The organism is Bacillus sp. FSL R5-0523 (assembly GCF_037975295.1).
In the GTDB taxonomy this organism is placed as follows: domain Bacteria; phylum Bacillota; class Bacilli; order Bacillales; family Bacillaceae; genus Bacillus; species Bacillus subtilis.
Genome location: NZ_CP150251.1, coordinates 2,798,456 through 2,816,238, shown reverse-complemented (window position 1 = coordinate 2,816,238; position 17,783 = coordinate 2,798,456). Strand labels below are relative to the sequence as shown.

14 protein-coding genes and 1 pseudogene are annotated in these 17,783 nt (G+C 44.4%); 12 read left to right on the top strand and 3 right to left on the bottom strand.

All coding sequences use genetic code 11. The annotated features are described in order from the left end of the window. Positions 1-6: 6 nt before the first annotated feature. Positions 7-1,764 carry a pyruvate kinase gene (gene pyk, locus NYE53_RS14465; protein ID WP_004398560.1) on the top strand — a complete coding sequence of 586 codons (1,758 nt, stop codon included), beginning with the start codon at positions 7-9 and terminating at the stop codon, positions 1,762-1,764. Positions 1,765-1,856: 92 nt separating this feature from the next. Continuing rightward, positions 1,857-2,240, top strand: coding sequence for an FxsA family protein (locus NYE53_RS14460; protein WP_014477640.1), 384 nt, complete (start codon positions 1,857-1,859; stop codon positions 2,238-2,240). 32 nt (positions 2,241-2,272) lie between these two features. Here the strand turns inward: NYE53_RS14460 and ytvI are convergent, their stop codons facing one another. After that, positions 2,273-3,388 (bottom strand): sporulation integral membrane protein YtvI, encoded by a 1,116-nt coding sequence (gene ytvI / locus NYE53_RS14455; RefSeq protein ID WP_339245311.1) that lies wholly within the window; start codon positions 3,386-3,388, stop codon positions 2,273-2,275. A gap of 96 nt (positions 3,389-3,484) precedes the next feature. Here ytvI and NYE53_RS14450 point away from each other — a divergent pair, with 96 nt between their 5' ends. The 10 genes and pseudogenes from NYE53_RS14450 to coaE all read left to right on the top strand — a co-directional run bounded on the left by NYE53_RS14450 (position 3,485) and on the right by coaE (position 15,636). Beyond that, on the top strand, positions 3,485-3,949 hold the full coding sequence (locus NYE53_RS14450) for a DUF441 domain-containing protein (protein WP_004398695.1): 465 nt from the start codon (positions 3,485-3,487) through the stop codon (positions 3,947-3,949). Positions 3,950-4,286: 337 nt separating this feature from the next. Beyond that, a complete protein-coding gene (citZ, locus tag NYE53_RS14445; protein ID WP_004398810.1) occupies positions 4,287-5,405 on the top strand; it encodes a citrate synthase in 1,119 nt (372 codons plus the stop codon). A gap of 164 nt (positions 5,406-5,569) precedes the next feature. After that, positions 5,570-6,841, top strand: a complete 1,272-nt coding sequence (gene icd, locus NYE53_RS14440) for an NADP-dependent isocitrate dehydrogenase (RefSeq protein WP_014477637.1) — start codon at positions 5,570-5,572, stop codon at positions 6,839-6,841. Positions 6,842-6,884: 43 nt separating this feature from the next. Further along, positions 6,885-7,823, top strand: coding sequence for a malate dehydrogenase (gene mdh / locus NYE53_RS14435; RefSeq protein ID WP_003237775.1), 939 nt, complete (start codon positions 6,885-6,887; stop codon positions 7,821-7,823). A gap of 211 nt (positions 7,824-8,034) precedes the next feature. Beyond that, complete coding sequence (phoP, locus tag NYE53_RS14430) at positions 8,035-8,757, top strand: two-component system response regulator PhoP (RefSeq protein WP_014477634.1); 723 nt, start codon at positions 8,035-8,037, stop codon at positions 8,755-8,757. Beyond that, positions 8,750-10,489, top strand: a complete 1,740-nt coding sequence (gene phoR, locus NYE53_RS14425) for a sensory box histidine kinase PhoR (RefSeq protein WP_339245309.1) — start codon at positions 8,750-8,752, stop codon at positions 10,487-10,489. The genes phoP and phoR overlap by 8 nt, the downstream gene beginning before the upstream one ends. A 243-nt stretch (positions 10,490-10,732) precedes the next feature. Further along, complete coding sequence (gene polA, locus NYE53_RS14420) at positions 10,733-13,375, top strand: DNA polymerase I (RefSeq protein ID WP_339245306.1); 2,643 nt, start codon at positions 10,733-10,735, stop codon at positions 13,373-13,375. A gap of 22 nt (positions 13,376-13,397) precedes the next feature. Then, complete coding sequence (gene mutM, locus NYE53_RS14415) at positions 13,398-14,225, top strand: DNA-formamidopyrimidine glycosylase (protein WP_339245304.1); 828 nt, start codon at positions 13,398-13,400, stop codon at positions 14,223-14,225. Between the two features lie 151 nt (positions 14,226-14,376). After that, positions 14,377-15,027 (top strand): annotated as a pseudogene (ytaF, locus tag NYE53_RS14410) (sporulation membrane protein YtaF); the annotation flags it as partial. Between the two features lie 15 nt (positions 15,028-15,042). After that, on the top strand, positions 15,043-15,636 hold the full coding sequence (coaE, locus tag NYE53_RS14405; protein WP_339245302.1) for a dephospho-CoA kinase: 594 nt from the start codon (positions 15,043-15,045) through the stop codon (positions 15,634-15,636). 42 nt (positions 15,637-15,678) lie between these two features. On the opposite strand, the gene ytbE is transcribed toward coaE, so the two are convergent. Together ytbE and NYE53_RS14395 are read right to left on the bottom strand one after the other, a co-directional pair. Then, positions 15,679-16,521: an aldo/keto reductase YtbE gene (gene ytbE / locus NYE53_RS14400; RefSeq protein ID WP_339245301.1), complete on the bottom strand. Its 843-nt coding sequence runs from the start codon at positions 16,519-16,521 to the stop codon at positions 15,679-15,681. Between the two features lie 23 nt (positions 16,522-16,544). Next, positions 16,545-17,735, bottom strand: coding sequence for an MFS transporter (locus tag NYE53_RS14395; RefSeq protein WP_327828173.1), 1,191 nt, complete (start codon positions 17,733-17,735; stop codon positions 16,545-16,547). Positions 17,736-17,783: the final 48 nt, after the last annotated feature.

The following is a 17,783-nucleotide window of genomic DNA, read 5'->3' as shown; positions in this document are numbered from 1 at the left end:
AACCAAATGAGAAAAACTAAAATTGTTTGTACCATCGGTCCGGCAAGTGAAAGTATTGAAATGCTTACGAAATTAATGGAGTCAGGAATGAACGTGGCTCGATTAAACTTTTCTCACGGAGATTTTGAGGAGCACGGTGCAAGAATTAAAAATATCCGCGAAGCAAGTAAAAAACTTGGCAAGAACGTTGGAATTCTGCTTGATACAAAAGGTCCTGAAATCCGCACACATACAATGGAAAACGGCGGTATTGAGCTTGAAACAGGCAAAGAGCTCATTATTTCAATGGACGAGGTTGTAGGAACAACAGATAAAATTTCAGTGACATATGAAGGTTTAGTCCATGACGTTGAACAAGGTTCAACGATTCTGTTAGATGACGGCCTTATCGGTCTTGAGGTACTTGATGTAGATGCCGCTAAACGCGAAATCAAAACAAAAGTATTAAACAACGGAACACTCAAAAATAAAAAAGGTGTTAACGTACCGGGCGTAAGTGTCAATCTTCCGGGTATTACTGAAAAGGATGCGCGAGACATCGTTTTCGGTATTGAGCAAGGAGTAGACTTCATCGCACCATCTTTCATTCGACGTTCTACGGATGTGCTCGAAATCCGTGAGCTTCTTGAAGAGCACAACGCTCAGGATATTCAAATCATCCCTAAAATCGAAAACCAAGAGGGCGTTGACAACATCGATGCGATTCTCGAAGTGTCTGACGGCTTAATGGTTGCACGCGGAGACTTAGGTGTGGAAATTCCAGCTGAAGAAGTGCCGCTTGTGCAAAAAGAACTGATCAAAAAATGCAACGCGCTGGGCAAACCTGTTATTACAGCAACACAAATGCTTGACAGCATGCAGCGCAACCCGCGTCCGACTCGTGCGGAAGCAAGTGACGTTGCAAACGCGATCTTCGACGGAACAGATGCGATCATGCTATCTGGTGAAACTGCTGCCGGAAGCTATCCGGTTGAAGCAGTTCAAACAATGCATAACATCGCCTCCCGTTCTGAAGAAGCATTAAATTATAAAGAAATTCTCTCAAAACGCAGAGACCAAGTAGGCATGACAATTACAGACGCAATTGGACAATCTGTCGCGCATACGGCGATTAACCTGAATGCTGCTGCGATCGTAACACCGACAGAAAGCGGCCATACAGCACGTATGATTGCAAAATACCGTCCGCAGGCTCCGATTGTTGCGGTTACTGTAAATGACTCTATTTCCAGAAAGCTTGCCCTCGTATCTGGCGTATTCGCGGAAAGCGGCCAAAATGCGAGCTCAACAGATGAGATGCTTGAGGATGCTGTCCAAAAATCATTGAACAGCGGAATTGTAAAACACGGCGATCTTATCGTTATTACAGCAGGCACTGTCGGTGAGTCCGGCACTACGAACTTAATGAAGGTTCATACTGTCGGCGATATCATCGCTAAAGGCCAAGGCATTGGACGCAAATCAGCTTACGGTCCGGTTGTCGTTGCACAAAATGCAAAAGAAGCTGAGCAAAAAATGACTGACGGTGCGGTACTTGTTACCAAAAGCACTGACCGTGATATGATTGCATCCCTTGAAAAAGCGTCTGCTCTTATTACAGAAGAAGGCGGTTTGACTAGCCATGCTGCGGTAGTCGGATTAAGCCTTGGCATCCCGGTTATCGTGGGTCTGGAAAATGCGACATCTATTTTGACAGATGGCCAGGATATTACAGTTGACGCTTCCAGAGGCGCAGTCTATCAAGGCCGTGCGAGCGTTCTTTAATTACAGGTGAAAATGGAAGGGGAATCCCTTCCTTTTCTCTTTATCATGCCTTTTGTTGAACAGAACGTGTTACACGTGTGGGGGGCTTGGATATGAGATTTTTGTTTTTGCTTTTTATTGTGTTTCCGGCAATAGAAATCGGCATATTCCTATTTTTAGGCAAGCTGATTGGCATTTTGCCGACAGTTCTATTCATGATTCTGACTGGGATTATCGGCGCAGCAGCTGCAAAAAAACAAGGAACCGAAGTGTATTATAAGGTTCAGCGTGATCTTCAATATGGCAAAATGCCGGGGGAAGCGATTGCTGACGGTCTGAGCATTTTCATTGGCGGTCTATTGCTGATGCTTCCGGGCTTTTTATCAGATTTGGCCGGCGCCTGTCTTCTTATCCCGTTTACCCGCGGCTGGTGTAAGCCGATTCTGTTCAAATGGCTGAGAGGAATGTCGAAGAATAAGCGGATCATCATCAAATAAAAAACGGCAGCCATGAAAAAACGGCTGCCGTTTTATTTTTGCTGAACGGTGATATAGGACCATATTTCTTTTAATGCGCCTGTTGTGATGAAAGCTTGGATGATGACGAGTACAGCCGGTCCCGCAATCAGTCCTAAAAACCCGAATAATTTAAAGCCGGCAAACAGGGCGATGAGCGTTGCCAGCGGATCGATCCCGATAGATTTACTTAGTATCTTGGGCTCTGTCAGCTGCCGCTGAATAAGAACGACGAGGTACAGGATACCAATTCCGATCGCTTGGGGCAGCTGGCCCGTAATCGATAAATACAAAATCCAGGGCACAAATACGGAGCCGGCACCTAAGTAAGGGAGAAGATCTACAAGCCCGATTAAAAAAGCAATTGTTGCGGCGTGTTCAACCTTTAAGAGAGAAAGGCCGATAAATACAATCACCATCGTGATGAAAACGAGGACGGCTTGTGCTTTGATAAAACCAGTCATTGCTTTTTTTAATTCGCTGCTGATTGCTTTGCTGTTAGCTGTCACACGATCCGGCAGAATTAAAACAAGCATGGCTTTCAGCTTATGCCAATCCTTTGTCATAAAAAAGGTTGCCAGAATAGAAAAAATCAGAACCGCCGCCGTATTGGGAAGAAGAGCGAAAAATCTCGGGATCATCTCTAGAATGTGGGACAGCAGGAGCCCGGCATTTTTAGCGGCAGAATCACCGAGTGTCTGGATATGAGTGACGATGGAAGCCTGCTGGTTCGTTTCCAATTCTTGAAACAAAAGAGTTAACTCGTTATAGAGCGGCTGAATATGAGTTGTAAACAATTTTTCGCAATATGAAATAAACGTGCTGATATGCGGAGGCAGCGTTTTTGCTAGATAGGCTGTTCCCGTTACGATTTCGGCTACCAGAATGGTGAGGACGCCGAAGGCTGCGAGCAGAAAAAAAGCAAGAACGCCCAGAACATTTATCGTTCGGGGGAATCCTGTCACTTTGTCCAAATAATCGACAACAGGATGAATCATTGAAGAAAGAATAAGGGCGATCAGGAACGGATAAGTTAACGGAAACGAATAATAGGCTGCAGCTATCGACCCTGCGGTCATTGATATGACAAAGAGGGTTCTGAAAAAAATAGTGATATAAGATTGATTCACGAAAACGGTCCTCCTCTCGTCAGCATGTCCTATTTTTTATATGTATTCACGCTGCGGCTGAATATGAATACATTCATCTTAAAGGAGGGATGGCATGTGTTTACACAAGCGAATTTATTTTTAATTTTACTCTTGGCTATCGCACTTATCGCAAAAAACCAATCATTGCTCTTTGCTGTATCCGTCCTTTTGATCATCAAAATCGTTGGACTTGATCAGAAATTATTTCCGACCATCCAGTCAAAAGGCATTAACTGGGGTGTGACCATTATTACCATCGCCGTTCTTGTCCCGATTGCCACGGGAGAAATCGGATTTAAGCAGCTTGGAGAAGCAATGCGGTCTTCCTACGCATGGATCGCCCTTGGAGCGGGGATCGCAGTGGCGCTGATTGCAAAAAACGGCCTGACCCTGCTTGAAAATGATCCACATATTACAACTGCTCTCGTGATCGGGACCATTCTTGCAGTCGCGCTTTTTGGAGGAGTTGCGGTGGGGCCGCTGATCGGAGCGGGGATTGCTTATTTAGCCATGCAGATCGTAAAACTGTTCACTTCATAAAAAAAAAAGCGGCCTTAAAGCCGCTTTTTTTTGTATGCAAAAACCCGCAAATAAAGGCGTTTTTTCGGGGAAATCACAGAATGAAAAAAAAAAATTATAGGTAAACATTTAACAAATGTCTGATTATTGTTTATAATGAGAATAGGCTTAAACTTAAATAAGCTTATAAGAATTTGTTATGTTCTTTCATAAGCAAAGAGTTTTAGTTCCAGCAGCCAGTAAAATGTAAGCATTTTCTTTTTGGGGGAGAGAAATACTTGCATCGTGCTTTTTAAGTAAGCCTCATGTTTTTACAACACTCTTAAAGGGGAAATTTATTGAAAAGGAGATGTTATATATGACAGCGACACGCGGTCTTGAAGGGGTTGTAGCAACAACATCATCTGTTAGTTCTATTATTGATGATACCCTTACATATGTGGGGTATGATATCGATGATTTGACAGAGAATGCAAGTTTTGAAGAAATCATCTACTTGCTTTGGCATCTAAGGCTGCCAAACAAAAAAGAGCTTGAAGAGTTAAAGCAGCAGCTTGCAAAGGAAGCTGCCGTTCCGCAAGAAATTATTGAGCACTTCAAATCTTATTCCCTCGAAAATGTTCATCCCATGGCTGCTCTTCGGACAGCAATTTCATTACTAGGCCTGCTTGACAGCGAGGCTGATACCATGAACCCGGAAGCCAACTACAGAAAGGCGATCCGCCTTCAGGCAAAGGTGCCTGGCCTGGTTGCAGCGTTTTCCAGAATTCGCAAGGGTCTTGAGCCTGTTGAACCGAGAGAAGATTACGGTATTGCGGAGAATTTCCTTTACACATTAAACGGTGAAGAGCCTTCACCAATTGAAGTTGAAGCCTTCAACAAAGCATTGATTTTACATGCTGACCATGAGCTGAACGCATCAACGTTCACAGCGAGGGTCTGCGTCGCAACACTTTCTGACATCTATTCAGGCATTACTGCAGCAATCGGCGCGCTGAAAGGGCCTCTTCACGGCGGAGCGAATGAAGGCGTTATGAAAATGCTGACAGAAATCGGTGAAGTGGAAAACGCTGAGCCGTACATCCGCGCTAAACTTGAAAAGAAAGAAAAAATCATGGGATTCGGCCACCGTGTGTATAAGCATGGTGATCCGCGCGCGAAGCATCTGAAAGAAATGAGCAAGCGCCTGACCAACCTGACAGGCGAAAGCAAATGGTATGAGATGTCGATTCGTATAGAAGACATCGTCACATCAGAGAAAAAGCTTCCGCCTAACGTTGATTTCTATTCGGCTTCTGTATATCACAGCCTCGGTATTGACCATGATTTGTTTACACCGATTTTTGCTGTAAGCAGAATGTCCGGCTGGCTCGCTCATATTCTTGAGCAGTATGACAACAACCGTCTGATCCGCCCGCGGGCAGATTACACAGGCCCTGACAAACAAAAATTCGTTCCGATTGAAGAAAGAGCCTAAAGAACCATTGGAGGCTGGCTTGCGTCAATGAGGTTAGCCTCTTGTTCAGAACATCAAAATTGGGTTACACTTTAAATTGAATCTTAGGAAAAATCATTTTATTTTCTATATAAGAAAAATAAAATGTTTTCTAAATATGAATTACATACTGGGAGGTTTTTATTGTGGCACAAGGTGAAAAAATTACAGTCTCTAACGGAGTATTAAACGTACCAAACAACCCGATTATCCCATTTATCGAAGGAGACGGAACCGGTCCTGATATTTGGAACGCGGCTTCGAAGGTTTTGGAAGCAGCAGTAGAAAAAGCATACAAAGGCGAAAAGAAAATTACATGGAAAGAAGTTTACGCCGGAGAAAAGGCTTATAATAAAACAGGTGAGTGGCTCCCTGCTGAAACATTAGATGTGATCCGCGAATATTTCATCGCGATTAAAGGCCCGTTAACGACACCTGTCGGCGGCGGTATCCGTTCTTTGAACGTAGCGCTCAGACAAGAGCTTGACCTATTCGTCTGCTTAAGACCTGTAAGATACTTTACTGGAGTGCCGTCACCGGTAAAACGCCCTGAAGATACTGATATGGTCATCTTCCGTGAAAATACAGAAGATATTTACGCAGGCATCGAGTATGCAAAAGGCTCTGAAGAAGTGCAAAAGCTTATCAGCTTCCTTCAAAATGAGTTAAACGTCAATAAAATCCGTTTCCCTGAGACATCAGGTATCGGCATTAAGCCTGTTTCAGAAGAAGGAACAAGCCGCTTGGTCAGAGCTGCCATTGATTATGCGATCGAGCATGGCCGCAAATCTGTAACGCTTGTTCACAAAGGAAACATCATGAAGTTCACAGAAGGCGCGTTCAAAAACTGGGGCTATGAACTTGCTGAAAAAGAATACGGAGATAAAGTCTTCACATGGGCTCAATATGACCGCATTGCTGAAGAAGAAGGAAAAGACGCTGCCAACAAAGCGCAAAGCGAAGCGGAAGCAGCAGGAAAAATCATTATCAAAGACAGCATTGCTGACATTTTCCTTCAGCAGATCTTAACGCGTCCAAACGAGTTTGATGTCGTTGCGACAATGAACTTGAATGGAGATTACATTTCTGATGCTCTTGCTGCGCAAGTCGGCGGAATCGGCATTGCTCCTGGAGCGAACATCAACTACGAAACAGGACATGCGATTTTCGAGGCGACGCACGGAACGGCTCCTAAATATGCAGGCCTTGATAAAGTAAACCCATCTTCGGTTATTCTTTCAGGCGTTCTGCTTCTTGAGCATTTAGGATGGAACGAAGCGGCTGATTTGGTTATCAAATCTATGGAAAAAACAATCGCTTCCAAAGTCGTAACTTACGATTTTGCTAGATTAATGGACGGCGCGACTGAAGTGAAATGTTCAGAGTTCGGAGAAGAACTGATCAAAAACATGGACTAAGCAAGGAAAAAGCCTAAAACTAGCCATAAAGGAGAAGAGAGACATGGGAAATACTCGTAAAAAAGTTTCTGTTATCGGAGCAGGTTTTACCGGAGCTACAACTGCATTTTTAATCGCTCAAAAAGAGCTGGCAGACGTTGTTCTTGTTGACATTCCGCAATTGGAGAACCCGACAAAGGGAAAAGCGCTTGATATGCTTGAAGCAAGCCCGGTTCAAGGCTTTGACGCAAAAATTACGGGAACATCCAATTACGAGGATACAGCTGGCTCTGACATTGTTGTCATTACAGCCGGTATCGCAAGAAAACCTGGTATGAGCAGAGATGATCTGGTCTCTACAAACGAAAAGATTATGAGAAGCGTTACGCGGGAAATCGTGAAATATTCTCCTGACTCTATTATTGTGGTGCTGACAAATCCTGTTGATGCAATGACATACGCGGTGTACAAAGAATCAGGCTTCCCTAAAGAGCGTGTAATCGGCCAGTCCGGTGTGCTTGATACGGCAAGATTCAGAACATTTGTGGCAGAGGAATTAAACCTGTCAGTGAAAGATGTGACTGGTTTCGTACTCGGCGGACACGGTGACGATATGGTGCCGCTTGTGCGTTATTCTTATGCTGGCGGTATCCCGCTTGAAACTCTTATTCCGAAAGAACGGATTGACGCAATTGTGGAGCGCACTAGAAAAGGCGGAGGCGAAATCGTGAATCTTCTTGGAAACGGAAGCGCGTATTATGCGCCTGCGGCTTCTCTGACTGAAATGGTCGAAGCGATCTTGAAAGATCAGCGCCGCGTTCTTCCTACAATTGCTTATCTTGAAGGGGAATACGGCTATGAAGGCATCTACCTTGGTGTTCCTACAATTGTAGGCGGCAACGGTCTTGAGCAAATCATTGAACTTGAACTGACAGACTATGAAAGAGCGCAGCTGAATAAATCAGTTGAATCTGTCAAAAATGTCATGAAAGTATTATCCTAATAAAAAGAGAGAAAGGCTTGCTTAATACAGCCTTTCTCTTTTTACTATAAATGAAAGCGTTATCACAAACGTCTTTATTTCTTTTAAAAATGATGTAAAAGGCGAATTGTCGGAATGTCCTGCTTTCGCTAAAATAAAATCATGAAACATGTTAAGATGACATAAAATAGAGAAATAGGATGTCGGGGAATTATAATACTGGAGGCACAGCATGAACAAGAAAATTTTAGTTGTGGATGATGAAGAATCTATTGTTACTCTTTTACAGTACAATTTGGAACGGTCAGGCTATGATGTCATTACCGCCTCGGATGGGGAAGAAGCACTCAAAAAAGCGGAAACAGAGAAGCCTGATTTGATTGTGCTTGATGTGATGCTTCCAAAATTGGACGGAATCGAAGTATGCAAGCAGCTGAGACAGCAAAAACTGATGTTTCCCATTTTAATGCTGACAGCGAAGGATGAGGAATTCGACAAAGTATTAGGGCTTGAGCTCGGTGCTGATGATTATATGACCAAGCCGTTCAGTCCAAGGGAAGTAAATGCGAGAGTAAAAGCGATTTTAAGGCGTTCGGAAATGGCTGCGCCCTCTAGTGAGATGAAGAATGATGAAATGGAAGGCCAGATCGTAATTGGCGATCTGAAAATCCTGCCTGATCATTATGAAGCGTACTTTAAAGAAAGTCAGCTTGAACTGACACCGAAAGAATTCGAACTGCTGCTCTATTTAGGCAGACATAAAGGCAGAGTTCTGACAAGAGACCTGCTGCTGAGCGCAGTCTGGAATTATGATTTTGCCGGAGATACAAGAATTGTTGATGTGCACATCAGCCATCTTCGCGACAAAATTGAAAACAATACCAAAAAACCGATCTACATTAAAACGATTAGGGGATTGGGGTATAAACTGGAGGAGCCAAAAATGAATGAATAAATACCGTGTGCGCCTTTTTTCTATATTCGTTGTCTGTATGATTCTGGTGTTTTGTGTCCTCGGGCTGTTTTTACAGCAGCTTTTTGAAACATCTGATCAAAGGAAAGCAGAGGAACACATTGAAAAAGAAGCAAAATACTTGGCTTCGCTTCTTGATGCCGGCAATCTGAATAATCAAGCAAATGAGAAAATCATTAAAGATGCAGGCGGCGCGCTTGATGTGAGCGCATCCGTTATTGATACAGACGGCAAGGTGCTGTATGGGTCAAACGGGAAATCGGCTGATTCCCAAAAGGTGCAGGCGCTTGTTTCTGGCCATGAGGGTATTCTGTCAACAACAGATAACAAGCTTTATTACGGACTTTCACTTAGAAGCGAAGGTGAAAAAACAGGATATGTGCTGCTTTCCGCCTCTGAAAAAAGCGACGGCTTAAAAGGCGAATTGTGGGGGATGCTGACGGCCAGTCTTTGTACCGCATTTATCGTCATTGTTTATTTTTATTCCAGCATGACCTCACGTTATAAAAGGTCAATTGAGTCAGCGACAAATGTAGCCACAGAACTCTCTAAGGGCAACTACGATGCACGGACGTACGGCGGCTATATTAGGCGTTCTGATAAGCTAGGACATGCGATGAACAGCCTTGCCATTGATCTGATGGAAATGACGCGAACGCAGGAAATGCAGCGGGATCGGCTGCTGACAGTCATTGAAAACATTGGCTCCGGGCTGATTATGATCGACGGAAGAGGCTTTATTAATCTCGTAAACAGATCTTACGCCAAGCAGTTTCATATCAATCCGAATCATATGCTGCGCCGTCTTTATCACGATGCATTTGAACATGAAGAAGTGATCCAGCTTGTCGAAGACATTTTTATGACGGAGACAAAGAAATGCAAGCTGTTAAGACTTCCGATCAAAATAGAACGGCGTTATTTTGAAGTGGACGGCGTTCCGATTATGGGGCCGGACGATGAATGGAAAGGAATTGTGCTCGTTTTCCATGACATGACGGAAACAAAGAAATTAGAGCAGATGAGGAAGGATTTTGTGGCCAATGTTTCTCATGAGCTGAAAACGCCGATTACGTCCATAAAAGGGTTTACGGAGACGTTATTGGATGGGGCGATGGAGGACAAAGAGGCGCTTTCTGAATTTCTCTCTATTATTCTTAAGGAAAGCGAAAGGCTTCAGTCTTTGGTTCAGGATTTGCTCGATCTCTCAAAAATCGAGCAGCAAAATTTCACGCTCAGTATCGAAACGTTTGAGCCGGCCAAAATGCTTGGTGAGATTGAAACGCTTCTGAAGCATAAGGCGGATGAGAAAGGCATCTCCTTGCACCTGAATGTCCCGAAAGACCCTCAATATGTATCTGGTGACCCGTACAGGCTGAAACAGGTATTTCTTAATCTCGTAAACAATGCGTTAACCTACACGCCTGAGGGGGGTTCCGTGGCTATCAATGTAAAACCTAGAGAAAAAGACATTCAGATTGAGATTGCCGATTCTGGAATCGGAATTCAGAAAGAAGAAATTCCGCGCATCTTTGAACGCTTTTACCGCGTAGATAAAGACAGAAGCAGGAATTCGGGCGGAACAGGGCTGGGCCTTGCGATTGTCAAGCATTTAATAGAGGCTCATGAAGGGAAAATTGATGTCACAAGCGAGCCTGGACGGGGAACTGTCTTTACCGTGACGCTGAAACGGGCCGCTGAAAAGTCCGCCTAATGTTTACAAAGGTTTAACAATATCTTCATGCACTGTTAAACCTATGCTGGTAGGATGTAGTAGAACCCCTTCATCCAAGGAGCCAATTTTGACGGCGGGAACCTATTTGTGTTCCCGTCCTTTTTTGTGTCTTCTCTTATAGTTCACGTATTTTCCTTTCAAATTGAACTTTGTTAAAATAAGAGGAGCTAATGACTATGTAAGAGATGAATGGAAGCCTGAGGCTTCTTAGGAGGAAATTGAATGACGGAACGAAAAAAATTAGTGCTTGTAGACGGAAACAGTCTGGCTTACCGGGCGTTTTTTGCATTGCCGCTGTTAAGCAATGATAAAGGTGTTCATACGAATGCTGTATACGGCTTTGCGATGATTTTGATGAAAATGCTTGAGGATGAAAAACCGACGCACATGCTGGTTGCGTTTGATGCCGGGAAAACAACATTTCGTCACGGCACATTTAAAGAATATAAAGGCGGCAGACAGAAAACCCCGCCTGAGCTTTCCGAACAAATGCCGTTTATCCGCGAGCTGCTGGATGCCTACCAGATCAGCCGCTATGAACTGGAACAATATGAAGCGGATGATATTATCGGCACACTGGCCAAATCGGCTGAAAAAGACGGATTTGAAGTTAAGGTTTTCTCAGGAGATAAGGATTTAACCCAGCTGGCAACGGACAAAACGACAGTTGCCATTACGAGAAAGGGAATTACCGATGTTGAATTTTACACACCGGAGCATGTCAAAGAGAAATACGGGCTTACGCCTGAACAAATCATTGACATGAAGGGTCTGATGGGCGATTCCTCAGATAATATTCCGGGTGTGCCCGGCGTCGGAGAAAAGACTGCGATTAAGCTTTTAAAACAATTTGATTCCGTTGAAAAGCTGCTGGAGTCCATTGACGAGGTGAGCGGAAAGAAATTGAAGGAAAAGCTTGAGGAGTTTAAGGATCAGGCATTGATGAGCAAGGAGCTTGCGACAATTATGACGGATGCTCCGATTGAGGTATCTGTTTCCGCCCTGGAATATCAAGGCTTTAATCGTGAACAGGTCATTGCCATCTTTAAAGATCTTGGCTTCAACACGCTTCTTGAACGGCTTGGAGAAGACAGTGCAGAAGCAGAACAGGATCAATCGTTGGAAGACATTAATGTCAAAACAGTCACAGACGTGACAAGCGATATATTGGTTTCTCCATCCGCATTTGTCGTTGAACAGATTGGCGATAAATATCATGAAGAGCCGATTCTCGGATTTTCGATCGTAAATGAAACGGGAGCTTATTTCATTCCGAAAGACACTGCCGTTGAGTCTGAGGTGTTTAAAGAATGGGTGGAAAATGACGAGCAGAAGAAATGGGTCTTCGACAGCAAGCGGGCCGTTGTCGCTTTGCGCTGGCAGGGCATTGAGCTGAAAGGAGCCGAGTTTGATACACTCCTTGCGGCTTATATCATCAACCCGGGCAATTCATATGACGACGTTGCGAGTGTGGCTAAGGATTACGGCCTGCATATCGTTTCAAGTGATGAATCAGTTTATGGAAAAGGAGCAAAACGGGCAGTGCCGTCAGAAGACGTACTGTCTGAGCACCTTGGCCGGAAAGCGTTAGCGATTCAAAGCCTTCGGGAAAAGCTCGTTCAGGAGCTGGAAAACAACGACCAGCTTGAACTGTTTGAAGAGCTGGAAATGCCTCTTGCGCTTATTCTTGGCGAAATGGAATCAACTGGCGTCAAGGTCGATGTTGACCGTTTAAAACGGATGGGTGAAGAACTGGGTGCGAAGCTGAAGGAATATGAAGAAAAAATCCATGAGATTGCGGGAGAGCCGTTTAACATCAATTCTCCGAAACAGCTAGGCGTCATCTTATTTGAAAAGATCGGCCTTCCTGTCGTAAAGAAAACGAAAACAGGCTATTCTACGTCTGCCGATGTGCTTGAAAAGCTGGCTGACAAGCATGATATTGTCGACTATATTTTACAGTACAGACAAATTGGCAAGCTTCAATCAACATATATCGAAGGGCTTTTAAAGGTGACGAGACCGGATTCGCATAAAGTGCACACGCGATTTAACCAGGCCTTAACGCAAACTGGCCGTCTCAGCTCGACTGATCCGAACCTGCAAAACATTCCGATCAGGCTTGAGGAAGGGCGGAAAATTCGCCAAGCTTTTGTGCCGTCTGAAAAAGACTGGCTCATTTTTGCAGCCGATTATTCACAAATCGAGCTGCGGGTGCTTGCCCATATTTCAAAGGATGAAAATCTGATCGAAGCTTTTACAAATGATATGGATATTCACACGAAAACGGCAATGGATGTGTTCCATGTCGCTAAGGATGAAGTGACATCTGCGATGAGACGCCAGGCGAAAGCGGTCAACTTTGGCATTGTTTACGGGATCAGCGATTACGGTCTGTCACAGAACCTCGGCATTACCCGGAAGGAAGCGGGAGCATTTATCGACCGCTATCTGGAAAGCTTCCAGGGCGTAAAAGCGTACATGGAAGATTCAGTACAGGAAGCGAAACAAAAAGGATACGTAACAACGCTTATGCATCGCCGCCGCTACATCCCTGAGCTGACGAGCCGGAACTTTAATATCCGAAGTTTTGCGGAGCGGACGGCCATGAATACGCCGATTCAAGGAAGCGCCGCTGATATTATCAAAAAAGCCATGATTGACATGGCTGCCAAGCTGAAAGAAAAACAGTTAAAAGCAAGGCTTCTGCTTCAAGTACACGATGAATTGATTTTTGAGGCGCCAAAGGAAGAAATTGAAATTCTTGAAAAGCTTGTTCCTGAAGTGATGGAGCATGCGCTTGCATTAGATGTGCCGTTAAAGGTGGACTTTGCATCAGGCCCATCTTGGTACGATGCGAAATAAACAGAGATAGGAAGTGATGGATGTGCCGGAATTACCAGAGGTTGAGACGGTCCGGCGCACTCTGACCGGGCTTGTAAAGGGAAAAACAATCAAATCGGTAGAGATCAGATGGCCGAATATCATCAAACGGCCTGCCGAACCGGAGGAATTTGCGCGAAAACTAGCAGGAGAAACGATACAGTCCATCGGAAGACGGGGAAAGTTTTTACTGTTTCATTTAGATCATTATGTTATGGTTTCTCACCTTCGAATGGAAGGAAAATACGGTCTTCATCAAGCCGAGGAGCCTGACGATAAACACGTGCATGTCATATTCACGATGACGGATGGAACCCAGCTCCGGTACAGGGATGTGCGGAAATTTGGAACCATGCACTTATTTAAACCGGGAGAAGAAGCGGGCGAGCTCCCGCTTTCTCAGTTAGGTCCGGAGCCGGATGCAGAAGAATTTACGAGTGCGTATTTAAAAGAACGGCTTGTGAAAACAAACCGCGCTGTCAAAACTGCCCTACTGGATCAAAAAACGGTAGTTGGACTAGGGAACATTTATGTGGATGAGGCTCTTTTCAGAGCGGGTGTCCATCCCGAGACAAAAGCAAATCAATTATCAGATAAAACAATCAAAACCCTTCACGCTGAAATCAAAAACACCCTGCAGGAGGCGATTGATGCGGGCGGAAGCACAGTCCGTTCTTATATCAACTCCCAAGGAGAAATCGGAATGTTCCAGCTGCAGCATTTTGTGTACGGAAAAAAAGACGAGCCATGCAAAAATTGCGGAACGATGATTTCGAAAATTGTCGTTGGAGGAAGAGGCACGCATTTTTGCGCAAAGTGCCAGAAAAAGTAGCAGCATAATGCTTCATCGTCCAAGCTGTCGGTGCATATATCAGTAACTCTGGAATTGAGGATGCCATTTTTGAAACACGGATTTTTCACTTTCCCATATATATGATTGTGATGAATCCCGGGCATTTCACATCTGATACAAGAGCACCAACAGAAAGGAAGAAACGGATATGCAAATGGTTTCTATACTGCTGCTGGCGTTGGCTGTCAGCTTGGACAGTTTTTCAGTCGGATTTACGTACGGATTGAGAAAAATGAAAATACCGTTTAAAGCGATTTTGGTTATCGCCTGCTGTTCCGGTGCTGTCATGTTTATATCCATGCTGATCGGAAGCTTTCTCACAAAGTTTTTTCCTGTATATGTGACGGAGAAGCTTGGCGGTTTGATATTGGTTGGAATCGGTGCGTGGGTTCTGTATCAATTTTTCAAACCGGCAAAAGATAAAGAATACCTATTGCATGAAAAAACACTGCTTAATTTAGAGGTTCGGTCATTAGGGATTGTGATTCATATTTTGAGAAAACCCATGAGTGCGGATATCGACAAATCGGGTGTGATCAACGGAATTGAGGCGGTCTTATTGGGATTTGCCTTATCGATTGATGCCTTTGGAGCAGGTATAGGCGCAGCCATTCTCGGTTTTTCGCCGATTGTGATGAGCATCGCCGTGGCAATCATGAGCTCGCTGTTTGTATCAATTGGAATCAATGCCGGCCATTTTCTATCTAAGTGGAAATGGATCGATAAAATGGCGTTTTTGCCGGGGCTTCTATTAATCACGATTGGGCTCTGGAAATTGTAAAAAGGAGTGGATCTCTTGACCTTAGTCATTGGTTTAACGGGAGGAATAGCTAGCGGCAAAAGCACGGTAGCCAATATGCTGATTGAAAAAGGAATAACAGTTATAGATGCAGATATCATTGCAAAACAAGCGGTAGAAAAAGGGATGCCGGCCTACCGGCAAATCATTGACGAATTCGGTGAAGACATACTGCTCTCAAATGGCGATATAGATAGAAAAAAGCTTGGAGCGCTGGTATTTACAAATGAACAAAAACGTCTCGCTTTAAATGCAATTGTTCATCCCGCAGTCAGGCAGGAAATGCTCAATCGCCGTGATGAAGCCGTTGCAAATCGGGAGGCATTTGTTGTATTGGATATCCCGCTATTGTTCGAAAGCAAATTGGAATCATTGGTTGATAAAATTATTGTGGTCAGTGTGACAAAAGAGCTTCAACTGGAACGTCTGATGAAGCGCAATCAGCTGACGGAAGAAGAAGCAGTCAGCCGTATCCGCTCTCAAATGCCCTTAGAGGAAAAAACAGCAAGAGCAGATCAAGTCATTGATAACAGCGGCACGCTTGAAGAGACTAAAAAGCAGCTTGATGAAATCATGAACAGCTGGGCATAATACAAAAAAACACCGTTCATATTGAACGGTGTTTTTTTGCCATTAAAAATCAAAGTTGTCCGGATCAGGACCGACGCGCAAGTTTTCATTCAGTGCATCGATTCGGTTCATGTCATCCTGCGTTAATTCAAAGTCAAATACGCTTGCGTTTTCTTTAATTCGGTGTTCCTTCGTTGATTTAGGAATCGTAATGATGCCATGCTGCAGATCCCAGCGCAAAATAATTTGTGCGACAGATTTATTATATGTTTGAGCGATGTCAGCCAATACAGGGTGATCCAGCAGCTGTCCCTGCATTAAAGGTGACCAAGCCTCCATCTGGATGCCCTGATTTTGGCAGTATCTTATCAACTCTTTTTGTGTGAGGCGCGGGTGAAATTCCACTTGGTTAATCATAGGCTTAATTTCAGCTGCCGTCATCAGATCTTCAAGATGGTGAATTTGGAAGTTGCTTACGCCAATCGCTTTGATACGGCCTTCTTTATACAGCGTTTCAAGCGCTCTCCAAGCTTCTTTATACTTTCCTTCTACAGGCCAGTGGATGAGGTATAGATCCAAATAATCCAGACCGAGTTTGGATAGGCTTGTTTCAAACGCGGCGAGTGTTTCTTCGTAGCCTAAATCCGCATTCCATACTTTCGATGTGATAAACAGATCCTCTCTTGAAATGCCTGCTTCTTCAATGCCTTCCCGAATCCCTTCTCCAACGCCAGCTTCATTTCCATAGATAGCTGCAGTATCAATACTGCGGTACCCCTGAACAATGGCAGTTTTAACTGCGCTTACCAGTTCAGATCCTTCTTCCACTTGGAACACGCCGAGGCCGAACCAAGGCATTTCTACCCCATTATGAAGTGTTGCTTTTGCTTGTAAATGTGTTGTCATGTTCATTTCCTCCTTTAAAATTGTCAGGCTTCCTGCCGATCTCGATTTTCCATTAAGCGGCTCCAGCCTGTTAAAATGACTGCACCGACCACCATTAATCCGCCTATCCAAGCGGTATGAATCAATCCGATTGAATCGGTGATCACACCGCCAAGGTATGATCCAAGCGCGATCCCTGCATTAAAAGCAGCGATATTCATTGCGGATGCGACGTCAACTGCACTCGGGACAAAACGCTCAGCTAGCATGACGACATACACCTGAAGGCCGGGCACGTTCATAAAGGCCAGCAATCCCATACAGAGAATGGTAATGAGCCCTGCTGCTTGATAGGGGGCTGTAAATGTCAGTACGAATAGAACGATTGCTTGTACGATAAACATATAGAATAAAGCGGCAATCGGATTTCGGTTTGACAGCTTTCCGCCAATCATATTGCCGATCGCGATAGCTATTCCGTATCCGAGCAGAATCACTGCAACAGTCCCGGCTTTGAAGCCTGTTACTTCCTGAAGCAGGGGAGACAGATACGTGAACACAACGAATGTTCCTCCGTATCCAAGCGCTGTAATGACAAATAAAAGCAATAACCGGCTGTTTGTCACAAGCTTCAATTGATCCCGCATCGTTGTTTTCGTCCCTTTTCGTAATTTGGACGGTACAAGAATGCCATTTGTAATGAAAGCAATGATTCCGACGGCGATAATGACCATAAAGGCGAAACGCCAGCCGAACTGCTGGCCGATAAATGTCCCAAAAGGAACTCCGGTTACAGTTGCCACAGTGAGGCCGGTAAACATAATTGAAATCGCGCTAGCCCTTTTATCCTCCGGGACAATATCCGCTGCGATTGTCGAACCGATCGACATAAACACACCGTGCGAAAATGCCGATATCACACGTGCTGCTAGTAAAATCCCGATGCTTGAAGCGGTTGCTGCCATCGTATTACCGGCAATAAAAATAAACATGATCCAAAGCAATAGTGTCTTACGTGACATGCTTGAGGTCAATGAAGTTAATATAGGTGCCCCAAATGTAACGCCGAGCGCATAAAGGGAAACGGTCAATCCTGCTGTCGTGACGGGAATATCCAGGTCATCAGCAATGAGCGGCAAAAGGCCGACACTGATAAATTCAGTTGTCCCTATTGCGAATGCACTTACGGCCAAAGCCAGTAGTGCAGGAATACTGCTTTTATTGGCTGAAGTCATGATGTTCCTCCTTTGTAAGATGTGTTGTATGATTGAAATTCTGCCGAG

What these genes read in the sequence shown, in the direction of transcription:
- ytbE (WP_339245301.1), bottom strand. Translation starts at nt 16,521, where the DNA reads ATGACAACACATTTACAAGCAAAAGCAACACTTCATAATGGGGTAGAA.
- NYE53_RS14460 (WP_014477640.1), top strand. Translation starts at nt 1,857, where the DNA reads ATGAGATTTTTGTTTTTGCTTTTTATTGTGTTTCCGGCAATAGAAATC.
- phoR (WP_339245309.1), top strand. Translation starts at nt 8,750, where the DNA reads ATGAATAAATACCGTGTGCGCCTTTTTTCTATATTCGTTGTCTGTATG.
- phoP (WP_014477634.1), top strand. Translation starts at nt 8,035, where the DNA reads ATGAACAAGAAAATTTTAGTTGTGGATGATGAAGAATCTATTGTTACT.
- citZ (WP_004398810.1), top strand. Translation starts at nt 4,287, where the DNA reads ATGACAGCGACACGCGGTCTTGAAGGGGTTGTAGCAACAACATCATCT.
- mdh (WP_003237775.1), top strand. Translation starts at nt 6,885, where the DNA reads ATGGGAAATACTCGTAAAAAAGTTTCTGTTATCGGAGCAGGTTTTACC.
- NYE53_RS14395 (WP_327828173.1), bottom strand. Translation starts at nt 17,735, where the DNA reads ATGACTTCAGCCAATAAAAGCAGTATTCCTGCACTACTGGCTTTGGCC.
- pyk (WP_004398560.1), top strand. Translation starts at nt 7, where the DNA reads ATGAGAAAAACTAAAATTGTTTGTACCATCGGTCCGGCAAGTGAAAGT.
- polA (WP_339245306.1), top strand. Translation starts at nt 10,733, where the DNA reads ATGACGGAACGAAAAAAATTAGTGCTTGTAGACGGAAACAGTCTGGCT.